The sequence below is a fragment of the Halochromatium sp. genome (assembly GCF_046541315.1).
GTDB lineage: Bacteria > Pseudomonadota > Gammaproteobacteria > Chromatiales > Chromatiaceae > Lamprobacter.
The window spans coordinates 1-11663 of record NZ_JBKHDN010000082.1 but is presented as its reverse complement, the minus strand read 5'-3'; the positions used below and the strand labels follow the sequence as shown (position 1 = coordinate 11663).

The 11663-nt window shown below is 66.6% G+C and carries 13 protein-coding genes; 8 read left to right on the top strand and 5 right to left on the bottom strand.

Annotated elements, in window-relative coordinates; genetic code table 11:
- The 4 genes from ACLFQI_RS07260 to ACLFQI_RS07245 all read left to right on the top strand — a co-directional run.
- Window positions 1-1239 (top strand): cysteine protease StiP family protein (locus ACLFQI_RS07260; RefSeq protein WP_410758248.1); only part of this gene is annotated, 1239 nt, incomplete at its 5' end.
- Entirely contained in the window at window positions 1224-1466 is a 243-nt protein-coding gene (locus ACLFQI_RS07255) for a DUF4160 domain-containing protein (protein ID WP_410758247.1), read from the top strand. The genes ACLFQI_RS07260 and ACLFQI_RS07255, both read left to right, overlap by 16 nt.
- The gene (locus ACLFQI_RS07250) at window positions 1441-1713 is read left to right on the top strand and encodes a DUF2442 domain-containing protein (protein ID WP_410758246.1); all 273 of its coding nucleotides are present in this window, start codon (window positions 1441-1443) and stop codon (window positions 1711-1713) included. Before ACLFQI_RS07255 ends, ACLFQI_RS07250 begins: the two co-directional genes overlap by 26 nt.
- Before the next feature lie 28 nt (window positions 1714-1741).
- Window positions 1742-2620, top strand: a complete 879-nt coding sequence (locus tag ACLFQI_RS07245) for an HpcH/HpaI aldolase/citrate lyase family protein (protein WP_410758245.1) — start codon at window positions 1742-1744, stop codon at window positions 2618-2620.
- Between the two features lie 46 nt (window positions 2621-2666).
- Here the strand turns inward: ACLFQI_RS07245 and ACLFQI_RS07240 are convergent, their stop codons facing one another.
- The 3 genes from ACLFQI_RS07240 to ssb all read right to left on the bottom strand — a co-directional run bounded on the left by ACLFQI_RS07240 (window position 2667) and on the right by ssb (window position 6924).
- Window positions 2667-5366, bottom strand: coding sequence for a calcium-translocating P-type ATPase, PMCA-type (locus tag ACLFQI_RS07240; RefSeq protein ID WP_410758244.1), 2700 nt, complete (start codon window positions 5364-5366; stop codon window positions 2667-2669).
- A gap of 88 nt (window positions 5367-5454) precedes the next feature.
- Window positions 5455-6357, bottom strand: coding sequence for a dTDP-4-dehydrorhamnose reductase (gene rfbD / locus ACLFQI_RS07235; protein WP_410758243.1), 903 nt, complete (start codon window positions 6355-6357; stop codon window positions 5455-5457).
- 3 nt (window positions 6358-6360) lie between these two features.
- Window positions 6361-6924, bottom strand: a complete 564-nt coding sequence (ssb, locus tag ACLFQI_RS07230; RefSeq protein ID WP_410758242.1) for a single-stranded DNA-binding protein — start codon at window positions 6922-6924, stop codon at window positions 6361-6363.
- A gap of 228 nt (window positions 6925-7152) precedes the next feature.
- Between ssb and ACLFQI_RS07225 the strand changes: the two genes are divergently transcribed.
- Together ACLFQI_RS07225 and ACLFQI_RS07220 are read left to right on the top strand one after the other, a co-directional pair.
- The gene (locus ACLFQI_RS07225; RefSeq protein ID WP_410758241.1) at window positions 7153-8130 is read left to right on the top strand and encodes a hypothetical protein; all 978 of its coding nucleotides are present in this window, start codon (window positions 7153-7155) and stop codon (window positions 8128-8130) included.
- A 5-nt stretch (window positions 8131-8135) separates the two neighbouring features.
- A complete protein-coding gene (locus ACLFQI_RS07220; RefSeq protein WP_410758240.1) occupies window positions 8136-8825 on the top strand; it encodes a hypothetical protein in 690 nt (229 codons plus the stop codon).
- 18 nt (window positions 8826-8843) lie between these two features.
- On the opposite strand, the gene ACLFQI_RS07215 is transcribed toward ACLFQI_RS07220, so the two are convergent.
- Window positions 8844-9830: a glycosyltransferase gene (locus ACLFQI_RS07215; protein ID WP_410758239.1), complete on the bottom strand. Its 987-nt coding sequence runs from the start codon at window positions 9828-9830 to the stop codon at window positions 8844-8846.
- A 9-nt stretch (window positions 9831-9839) separates the two neighbouring features.
- On the bottom strand, window positions 9840-10343 hold the full coding sequence (locus tag ACLFQI_RS07210) for a GtrA family protein (protein WP_410758238.1): 504 nt from the start codon (window positions 10341-10343) through the stop codon (window positions 9840-9842).
- 41 nt (window positions 10344-10384) lie between these two features.
- Between ACLFQI_RS07210 and ACLFQI_RS07205 the strand changes: the two genes are divergently transcribed.
- Both ACLFQI_RS07205 and ACLFQI_RS07200 read left to right on the top strand, forming a co-directional pair.
- Window positions 10385-11314, top strand: a complete 930-nt coding sequence (locus ACLFQI_RS07205; RefSeq protein ID WP_410758237.1) for a transglycosylase SLT domain-containing protein — start codon at window positions 10385-10387, stop codon at window positions 11312-11314.
- Window positions 11315-11323: 9 nt separating this feature from the next.
- Window positions 11324-11663, top strand: a 340-nt coding sequence (locus tag ACLFQI_RS07200) for a glycosyltransferase family 2 protein (protein WP_410758236.1), incomplete at its 3' end; no start/stop codon positions are given.

Below are 11663 nucleotides of genomic sequence, written 5' to 3'. Positions count from 1 at the left end.
CAGCCGCAGCGGACCCAGCCGCCGCCCCGACCTGCCCCCGCCAACGGCGCCGGCTTTCACGGCAGCTATCGCCCCGAGGATGTGCGCTTCCTGCTCACGCCGATTCGACTCGAACCGACCCCGGTGGCCGAGAAGGAACGGCTGATTCAGAGCGGACAGCGCCATTACAGCGAGATGCTCAGCCACGAGTCCCTGCCCTCGCCGCGCTATATGGCGCTCTTCGAGCAGGCATGGGCGATGAATCGCGAGCGCATGGCGCGCGGATTGCTTGATCTCGCCGCCATCATCGCCGCCAAGCAGGCCGATGCGATCACCCTGCTCTCGCTGGCGCGCGCCGGCACACCGGTCGGCGTGGTGCTCAAGCACACGCTCACCGAGGTCTTCGCGCGCTCGGTGGCGCACTATTCGCTCTCGATCATTCGCGACCGTGGCATCGATCGCCAGGCGCTGCGCTATGTGCTCGATGAGGCCGGTCATGACCCGGCCAGCATCGTCTTCGTCGACGGCTGGACTGGCAAAGGCGTCATCGCCCGCGAATTGCGGCGCGCCCTGGCCGACTTCGTTCCGTCTCATGGCCTGGGTTCGGGCCAGGACTCGGGCCAAGACGCAAGCCATGGCCGGTCCCGGCCTGCGAGCCGGGGCGAGCACGAGGGCCAGGACCAACGCCCGGTTCCGAGCGGGCGCTTGGCTGCGAGCCTCTATGCGCTCACCGATCTGGCCGGGGTCGGTATCGCGCCCTCGGATGAGGATTATCTGATCCCCTCGAGCATCCTCAACGCGACCCTGTCGGGGCTCGTCAGCCGCTCGATTCTCAACGCGCAGATCGGCCCGGAGGATTTCCACGGCTGCGTCTATTACGCCGAGTTCGCGCCCCAGGATCGCTCGGTCTGGTTCGTCGAGGCGCTGCGCGAGACGATTCGCGAACAGCTGGCCGCCGGATACCAGCCCAACCCCGTCCCCATCGATCCAGCCCCGGCACGGACGCGCTCGCAGCGCCTCATCGCCGAGCTGAAGACGCGCTTCGCCATCGATGACGACAACCTGATCAAGCCCGGCATCGGCGAGGCCACCCGCGTGCTGCTGCGGCGCGTCCCCGAGCTGCTGATCCTGCGCGATGCCGGGATCCCGGAGGTTGCCCATCTGCGCCAGCTCGCCGATGAAAAGGCCGTGCGCTGGGAGGTCGATGCCAACCTGCCCTATAAAGCCATCGCGTTGATCCAGGCATGCCGACACTCTTGAGAATCAAAGGCTGGAGAGTTCACTTCTACTCTGATGAAGGGACAGAGCCGCCTCATATCCATATTCGCAGCGCGGAAGGTGAGTGTAAATTTTGGCTGTCGCCCATTTCACTTGCACGAAATCGGGGCATTCCCGCGCATCAGCTAAGAGAGATCGAGAGAATCGTCTTCGACCATCAAGCGTTCCTTTTGGAGAAATTCCATGACTACCACGGCGATCGACAATGAGCCCTGCGCCCTGCGTGCTTGGGCCGAGGCGAGAATGATTTACCTCGAACTCACCGATGGACGTGTTATTGGCTTTCCTGCTGATCGTTTTAAGGTGCTCAGCGCAGCAACTCAGGAGCAGTTAAAACAAGTCACCATCGAGGTCAACGGCTACGCGCTTCGCTGGGAAGAATTGGATGAAGACCTGACCGTTGCGGGTGTCGTCGCCGGACGGTTCCAGCTCCCGCTTCCCGAACAAGCGGCCTAGCATGTGAGCGATTCCAGAGCGATAACCGATGCTTGAGGCCTATCGCCTGGGCGGCTCCTTGTACGTTCCCGTCACGCACAAGGACTGCCTACAGATCGCCAATGGCCGCAAATGGCCCGAATTGCGTTCGGTGATCTTCTGCACCGAGGATGCCGTGGCTGCCGAGGCCCTGGGGCCGGCGCTCGACAACCTGCGCCATTGCCTCAAGGCGATGCGCCCGCGCACTCAGACACTGCTGCGCTTCGTGCGCGTGCGCAACCCCGAGATCCTGGCCTGGCTGCTGGAGCAACCCGGCGTCGACAAACTCGATGGCTTCGTCCTGCCCAAGCTGGATATGCGCAACATCGATGCGTACATGGACCCGCTCAGCCGCCATCGAGCGCATCACCACTGCATGCCGACCCTCGAGACCCGCGACGTCTTCGAGCCGGCCCGCATGACCGAGCTGCGCGACTACATGCTCGAGCGCGGCTACCAGGAGCGCATCCTGGCGCTGCGCATCGGCGGCAACGATCTGCTGGCCCTGCTGGGCATCCGCCGCCCGCGCGATCGCAGCCTCTATCGCACCCCGCTCGGGCTCACCATCGCCCACCTGGTCACCATCTTCAAACCGCATGGCTTTCAGCTCACGGCGCCGGTGTTCGAGCACATCGACTGCCCCGAGATCCTTGAGCAAGAACTCGGCGAGGACCTCGCCCACGGCCTCTGCGGCAAGACCGCGATCCATCCCGATCAGCTGCCGTTGATCGACCGCCATTTTCGTGTCTCACCGACCGATCTCGAAGCAGCGCGGCGTATCCTCGACGACGACCGCGCGGTGTTCAAATTCGACGGCTCCATGTGCGAGTTGGCCACTCACAGCGCCTGGGCCGAGCACATCGTCGGGCGCGCGGCGATGGGGCTTTAGGCGGCCTCGCACCCGCATTGCGCGCGTCCATGCGCGAGCCCGGCGGTTACCGCGCGCTAGCGCCCTCGGCCTTCTCGAACGGCTCCACCGGATGCAGTCCCAGCTTGTCGCGAATCCGCTTGCGCGCCAGGTCGATCGGGATGATCACGGCCGAGAACAGCAGCACCCAGATCCATTCGCTCAGGCTCAGCCCGACGGTGCGCAGCACCTCGCCGCCGAAGTAGGTAAAGACGATCTGCAGCGTGAAGATCAGCGCGACGACGATGATGAACAAGCGGTTCTCGGTCAGATGCTCGAGCAAATCGGTGTTCTCGGTGCGCGCGTTGAACTTGTTGAAGTTGTTGATGAAGACGAAGAAGGCGAAGAAGCCGGTCAGGAACGCCGCCTCGCTGCTGAATAGCCCTCGGATCGGATCGAAGGTCAAAAAGACGATACTCAGCGCGGCGATCGCAAAGCCGTTGATCAGGATCGACGACCACATATCGCCGCTGATCATCGGCGTATCGCGCGGGATCGGCTTCTCGCGCATGTAGCGTTCCAGTGCCGCCTCGCCGGAGAAGGCCAGCGCCGCCAGCGTGTCCATGATCAGGTTGATCCACAGCAGCTGCACCATGGTCAGCGGCAGGTCGAAGCCGAAGAACGGCCCGAGGAAGGCGACCAGGATCGCCGAGACATTGACCGTGAGCTGGAAGATCAGGAACTTTCGGATCGACTTGAACAGCGTGCGGCCATAGAGCACGGCGCGGGTCAGCGACGAGAAGTTGTCGTTGAGGAGGACGATATCGCCGGCCTCCTTGGCCACCTCGGTGCCGCTGCCCATCGAGAAGCCGACATCGGAGCGCTTCAGGGCACCGGCATCGTTGACGCCGTCGCCGGTCATGCCGCCGACCAAGCCGATCTCCTGCGCGGCCTGGACCAGGCGGCTCTTGGTGTGCGGATAGGCGCGCGAGACCACCTGCAGGCGCGGCAGCACCGCCTTCAGCTCCTCATCCGAGAGTTCCTCGATCTCCTTCGAGGTCATGGCCACGCCGGTGTCGGGATCGAGCAGACCGACATCGGTGGCGATCGCGCGCGCGGTCTCGTGCCGATCGCCGGTGACCATCACCACATGCACCCCGGCCTCGCGCGCCATGCGCACCGCATCGCGGGATTCGGGCCGCAATTCATCGCGCAAGCCGACCACCGCCAGCAGCGTCATCCGCTCGGGCAGCGCCTTGTGCTCGCCGATCGGCGCGTCCGAGACCGCCAGCGCGAGCAAGCGCATCGAGCGCTCGGCGAGCGCGTTCAGGGTCGGCTCCAGCTCGGCCGGCGTCAGCGGCTTGGTGTGACCGTCGGCATCGAGCATCTGCGTGCAGCGCGCCAGGATCAGCTCGGGCGCGCCCTTGACCAGGGTGGTCGCCGGTCCGCCTTCGAGCTGCACCGCCGAGAACTTGCGCGCGGTACTGAAGGCGATCATGTCGACCACGCTGGCCGGGTCCGGCTCGCGCAGCACCGGCTCGACAAAGCGCAACAGCGCCTGTTCGGTGCGATCGGCGCCGATGATGTTCACCGTCTCGGGATGGCTGACATCGATCACCGCCATGGTATTGAGCCGGATCGAGGTGCCGACCAGGGCGCGGATCGGCTCCGGCAGCGTCGAGAAATCCTGCCACTGCTGGCCATCGCCGAGCACCACCGTCGAGACCTGCAACTGCCCGCGCGTGAGGGTGCCGGTCTTATCGGTGAACAGCACGTTGAGGCTGCCGGCGGCTTCGATGCCGAGCAGCTTGCGCACCAGCACCCGATCCTGCAACAGCTTGCGCATATTGATCGACAACACGATCGCGACCATCATCGGCAGTCCCTCGGGCACGGCGACGACGATGATCACCGCCGCGAGGATGATCGCGGTGACGAAATCGCTGAACAAAGCGCCCCAGTTGGCCCAGTCGGCGAGGAAGGGGCCGAGGGTGGCCAGGGTCAGACCGCGCTCGATGAACAGCTTCTGGCCCATGAAGGCGAAGGCGATGGCGATACCGCCGAACAGGCCGAACTTGCCGATCTGGCCGGCGAGCACCGCCAATTTCGCCTGCAGCGGGGTCTCGCGCGCCTCGCTGCTCATCTCCTGCGCCAGACGCCCGTAGAAGGTCTTGTCGCCGACCGCGGCCAACTCGACCACGGCCTCCCCGTCCTCGATCACCGAGCCGCGAAAGACCCAATGCGGATCGTGCAGATCGGCGACCTCGGCGGCGGCCTCGCGACTCGGCACCGGGCTCTTGTTGACCGGCTCCGACTCGCCGGTCATCGAGGCCTGATCCACCGTCAGCTCACCGGCGAGGACGATGCCATCGGCGGGCACCTTGTCGCCCGGTTGCAACAGCACGATGTCGCCGACCACCAGGTCGTCGATCGGGATCTCCAGGCTCGCGCCATGGCGAAACACCTTGACCTGAATCTGCGAGGCCGCGGTCAGCAGCCGCTGAAAGGCGCCCTCGTTCTTGTACTCCGACCAGGTCGCCACCCCGGTGGCGATGGCCACCGCGATGGCAATGCCCACGCCCTCGTACCATTCGGCATAGCCGAACAGCGCCAGGCCGGTGATCATCGCCAGGGCGACCATCAGCACGATGATGGTCGGGTCCTCGAAATTCCCCTTGAGCTTGTCCCAAAAGCCTTCGGTTTCCTGGGGGGTCAGCGCGTTGCTGCCCCATCGCGCGCGAGAGGCCTCGACCTCCTCGGTGGTCAGGCCCGGATAGTTGTTCTTCATGACCGATTTCCTGTTCTGTAAGCGTTGGATATCAAGGCGTTGCTTAGCGCCGAGTGGAAAGGGACGAACGGATGGCCTCGGCAAGCGATCAGCGCTGCTCGCGCAGATCCGCGAGGCACAGCGCGAGCGATTGCCGCCAATCCGGCAGGGCCAGTCCAAAGGTGTTGCGGAAACGCCCGGTATCGAGCACCGAATAGGCCGGGCGCGGCGCCGGCGCCGGGTATTCACTGGTCGGGATCGGGGTCAGCCGGCACTCGCTGCAGGTGGCCTCGCGAATCGCCTCGGCGAAACCGAACCAGGAGGTCGCCCCACCCCCGGTCACATGATAGAGCCCCTTGATCTGCTCGATATCGAGCCCGCCATGGAAGACCCGATCGACGATCTGAGCGGTCGCCTCGGCCAACATCCGGCTCCACGTCGGCGTGCCGATCTGGTCATCGACGACGCGCAGCTCGGCACGCTCGCGAAACAGATTCAACATGGTCAGCAGAAAATTGCTGCCGCGCACGCCATAGACCCAGGCGGTGCGAAACACCAAGGCCGGCGCGCCGGAGTTCAACAGCGCCTGCTCGCCGGCGAGCTTGGTGCGGCCGTAGACACTGCGCGGTTCGGCCGGATCATCCTCGCGATAGGGATGATCGGTCACGCCCGAGAAGACGAAGTCGGTCGAATAGTGGATCACCGGGATGCGCGGCGCGGCGCACAGCTCCGCCATCACCGCCAGCGCGTCGGCATTGATCGCCTGCGCCAGCTCGGGCTCGCGCTCGGCCTGGTCGACGGCGGTGTAGGCCGCGGCATTGACCACGGCATCCGGAGCGGTCTCGTGAAACAGCCGCCGCAGCGAGACCGGATCGGTGAGATCCACCGCTGGTCCGTCCTCGCCCTGGAGCGAGGCGGCGATGACCTGACCGACGGGCGCGAGGGTGCGGCGCAACTCCCAGCCGACCTGTCCGTCGGAACCAATGAGCAGGATGCGAGGGGTATCGGTCATGGTTTAGAAGGGAATATCGTCATCGAAATCGGTGTCCGGGCCGGCCGGGGGCTGATTGGCCGGGGGCTGCTGGGCCGGGGGCTGCTGGGTGGGCGCCGGGTGAGCGGGCGCTTGCGTGTCGGCGGCGGGATCGGCGGATGCCTCCTCGGGCCCGGCGCCGGCCGCGGTTGGCCCCGCCGCCCGCCCATAGCTGGCGTCCCCCCCGCCCGCGCCGCCGCCACGACTGTCGAGCATCTGCATCGAGCCGTTGATATCCACCACGATTTCCGTGGTATAGCGATCCTGGCCATCCTGCGCCTGCCATTTGCGCGTGCGCAACTTGCCCTCGATATAGACCTTGGAGCCCTTGCGCAGATATTGCCCGGCGATCTCGGCGAGCTTGCCGAAGATCGCAACACGATGCCATTCGGTGCGCTCCTGCGGCTCGCCGGTGGCCTTGTCGCGCCAGCTCTCGCTGGTCGCCAGACGCAGGTTGGCGACCGCGTTGCCGTTAGGCATATAGCGCACCTCGGGGTCCACGCCCAGGTTGCCGATCAGGATCACCTTGTTGACGCTACCGCCTGCCATCGCATTGTCTCCAAAAAGGGTCGAGCTACCGAGTCGTCGATCTAGCCGTGAATGGTGCCCAAAGGCGCGCCAGCTTGTCCACTAGCCACGCTGCTCCGTGCCGCCATGCTCCAACCAGCGCGCCCCGGGCTGGAGCGCGCCCGCCGATCCGCCGCCAAGCGCCATCGCCGTCTGCACGCGCGCCCACTGTGCTAGCATCCGGGGGCACGATAACACCCGGAGCGCGACGTGAAGCAGTGGGTTTACTATGGTCTCCTGATTGGCGCCAGTCTGCTCGTCGGCGGCTGCGCCTCCCAGCCCCCCCGGCAGAGCAGCGATGCCATCGTCGGCGCCGCCGGCCCGGAGATCCAGTTGCCGGGTCCCGGCGTCGAGCAAGCGCGGCTCCTGGCGATGGGCATGGCACGCAGCAAGGGTTGGCACATCGTCGAAACCGACGCCGACGGTTTCTTGCTCGAACGCCCTCTAGCGCCGAACTCACCGCAGGCGCGCATGCTCAATCCCGAGGGCCATCCCAGCCCACCCAGGCTCCAGGTCGAGACGCGGTTGAGCGAGCGTGGCCGCGATGTCCTCGTCGGCTTGAGCGCTTACGCCGTCATCGACCCCGGCAGCGAGGGCGAACGCCGCATCGACTACACCAGCGACTACGAAGACGCCCTGCTGATCTCGCTCAACGCCCTGGCCAACGCCTGGCTGGAGAATCGCGCGCGCATCGCCTCCGAGATCCCCCAGCTGCCCGATCCCGATACCTTCCTCGCCGAGGCCAGCAGCGACGTGCTGGCCGACATTTCCACCGCATCCCCGCAGGATGCGTCCTCCGCCAGCGCGGCGGCAGGCGCTGGAGCCGACACCGACAGGCCTCCTGACACCGAGGCGGCGGCCGCCGCGCCCGCATCCGCACAGGCTCCCTCCTCGGTCAGGCTCCAACCGCCCGCGCTGCGCCGCCCGGCTGGTCGGGTTCGCGACGATTTCGCGTCCAACGACACCAGCGAACCCAACCAGATGCTGGTGCTCGACAATCCCACTCCGCGTGGACTCTGGACCTTCTTTGCCGAGGACTCGGCGCGCGAGCGCGGCTGCGAGCCCGATGAACGCGGCGCCGTGCTGCTCCGGGCGACGCCGGCCTTCGAGTTCTACGAGATCCAATGCGCCGACGGCGGCAGACTCTTGCTCAGCTGCCAGGGCGGTGTCTGCCGGGCTCGCCGCTAACGCTCATGGCGCTCCACCGCATGCAGGCGCCAAGACGCCTGCTCTTGGCCCTCATGCTCACCGCCGCGAGCGCGGGCACCGCCGCGAGTACCGGTCCCAGCGTGCTGATCGCCAACGCCACCCTGCCCCGCATCAAGGCGCTGGCCCTCGACACCGCCCTCGCGCGCAGCTGGACGCTGATCGAGAGCAGGCGCGAGCGAATCGTCTTCGAGACCCCGCTCGATCAACCCGCCAGTGCCGGTCCGCCGGGAGTCACGCCCCCCGAGACCACCCACCTGCGCATTCGCCTCGATCTCGAACAGCTCAGCAACGGCATTCGCGTCTCCATCCAGGCCGAGGAGCGCTGGTGGCGCGGCAGCGCGCGCGAATGGCGCGCCGACGTCACCCACCGCTACCGCGACAACCTGCAAGAGGCGCTGCGCTCGTTGCGGCAACGCTGGCAACGCCTGCTCGCCACCAGCCCCACCTTTCCCCAGGCCAGCGTCAACATCGAGTCGAGCTTCGGCGACACCCCAGTCGGACTCTGGGCCTACTATGCCGAACGCTACGCCAGAGCCGCCGGTTGCGACCTCGACGATCGCGGCGCGGTCCTCGTCCACGCCAACCAGGGCGAGGAACTCCATCGCGTCTTCTGCCGCGCCCGCGCGGCCATCATGGTGCGCTGCAACAACCAAGGCTGCCGGCGGGCGCGTTGAACAGGGGTGGCATGCGGGCTACTCGTGATGCTGCTCGCTCGGCAACGGCGGCAAGGCCAGGTAATGCAGCCGCTTCAGCTCCCGCCGCCCGCGTGCCACCGAATCCAGCACCAGCCCGCTGGTGAGCAGCAAGAATCCGAGCAACATCATTCCCGTCGCCAGAATCGCGGTCGGAAAACGCGGCACCAATCCCGTCTGCATGAACTCGATCACGATCGGCACCGCGAGCAGGATCGAACCGCTCGCGAGCAGCGCAAACAGGCTCGAAAAGAACCCCAGCGGCCGCTCCTCCTTCACCAGCGTGCCAATCGTGCGCAAGATGCGCAGCCCATCGCGAACGGTCCGCAATTTACTCGGCGAATCCGCCGGGCGCGCGCGATAGGGCGTTTCTATTTCCGCGACCCGCAGGCGCATCTGCAACGCATGCACGCTGAGTTGGGTCTCGATCTCGAAGCCGGCCGACAGCGCCGGAAACGACTTCACGAAACGCCGCGTAAAGACGCGATAGCCGGTCAGCATGTCGCGGAAACGATTGCCGAAGAGCACCGCGATCAAGCCCGTCAAGACCTGATTGCCGAACCGGTGCCCGCGCCGATAGGCCTCCTCGCCATGCTCAACGCGCGCGCCGCAGACCATATCCAGCCGCTCCGCGACGAGGCGCTCGATGAGCATTGGCGCGCTCGCCGCATCGTAGGTGCCATCGCCGTCGACCAGGAGATAGACATCCGCCTCGATCTCACTGAACATCCGGCACACCACATGCCCCTTGCCGCGCCGCTCCTCGTGGCGGACGATCGCCCCGGCCTCGGCCGCGACCGCTGCGGTTCGGTCCGAAGAACGGTTGTCGTAGACGAAGATCCGCGCGGCCGGCAACAGGGCGCGAAACTCGCGCACAACGGTGGCAATCGAGGCCGCTTCGTTCAGGCAGGGGATCAAGACCGCCACCCGCAGGCTGGGCGTGGTTGGATCGGGGACAGCGGAATCGGGCGTGGCGGAAGCAGGCATGGGCAAAACCTAGACGGCGGGAACATAGGCAAAGTAGCGCGCGCCGACAAAATTGAACACCATCGCAACCCCGGAGCCGGCGGCCAAGGGCAACACCGGCCACGCTTCAAGCACTGGCCAGACCATCAGCACCACCGCATAGACGCCCAGATTGATCAGCGCGCCGAGGCCCTGCACCGCCACATAACGCCCATATTCGCGGGATCGATTGCGCGCGGCCCGCTGAGCAAAGGTGAAGCGTCGATTCAGCCCCCAAGTCACCGTCACCGCGAGTGCGAACGACAGCCAGCGCGACTCATACACCCCCCAGCCGCCGACCCGAACCAGCCCGGTCAAGACCAAGGCATCGACGGCAAAACCAAGCGCCCCAATCGCACCAAAGCGCCAGACTTGTCGGAACAGCGTATCCGTCATCGCCATCGCTCCACGGTTTTCCAGCGGCCCCGGAAGGCGTGAGTGTCGGTCATCCAGAGCGAACGTGGTAGGCTTGAAATCACTGGATAAGATCGGCAAGCAACGGTGACAGTATCGTGTCGGTGAAGCGCATTTCGCGGTTGAGACCCCGCCTGGAGCTGATCCTGGGTCTGGTGAGCGGGCTGATGCTGGCCCTGCCGCCCGCCGGGCTGGTCCGCGCCGCCAGCGCCGAAGAGACCGCCGAGGCGCGCCAGCTGATCGCGCGAGGCAAACGCTTCGAACACGGCGTCGGCGCCCCGCAGCAGCTCGACCAGGCGCTGACCCTGTATTGTCGGGCCGCCGATCTTGGCCTGGACGAGGCCGGCTTTCAGCTCGGCTGGCTCTACGCCAGCGGACGCCTTGGCGCGGTCGACGAGGTCATGGCGGCGGCCTGGTTCCAGCGCGCGCACGCGGCCGGACATCCGCACGCGGCATCGCAACTGCGCCGGCTCCGGGCGCTCGATCGTCCGCTCAACGAGCAACCGCGCTGCCTGCTCACCGACGCCCTCGTCGAACGCCGCCTGCCGCCCCCCGGCAGCACCGACAAGCGCAACGCCACCGCCGCTGCCAGCGAGACGCCGGCCGGATTCGAAGTCCGCGAACTCGCGCGCGCCGACATCATCGCACTGGTGCGCCAGCTCGCGCCCGACTTCGACCTCGACCCGGAGCTGGTGCTGGCCCTGATCCAGGCCGAATCCAATTTCGATCCCACCGCCCATTCGCCCAAGGACGCGCGCGGGCTCATGCAGCTGATTCCGGAAACCGCCCAGCGCTTCGGCGTCGAGGATATCTGGGACCCGGTGCAGAACATGCGCGGCGGCATGGCCTATCTGCGCTGGCTGCTCGATCATTTCGACGGCGACCGCGAGCTAGCGCTGGCCGGCTACAACGCCGGCGAAGGCGCCGTTCGCCGGCATGGCGGCATCCCGCCGTATCCGGAGACCCAAGCCTACGTCAAGCGCATCACCGCGCGGCTCGAGGCAACGCCCGTCATCACCGAGGTCGGCGCCCGCACGCGGGCCAGCCGCTAGCCGCCGACCGTGAAGCTGATCATCCAGATCCCCTGCTACAACGAGGCCGCCACGCTCGGCCTCGCCCTCGACGCCCTGCCCCGCCAGGTGCCCGGCTTCGAGCGCGTCGAATGGCTCATCATCGACGACGGCAGCACCGACCAGACCGTGCAGGTCGCACAGCGCCACGGCGTCGATCACATCGTCCGCCACCGCCGCAATCTCGGCCTCGCGCGCGCCTTCAGCAGCGGCCTCGCGGCCTGCCTGTACCACGGCGCCGATGTCATCGTCAACACCGACGCCGATAACCAATACGACGCCCGCGACATCCCCGCCCTCACCGCCCCGGTGCTCGCCGGCAACGCCGAGC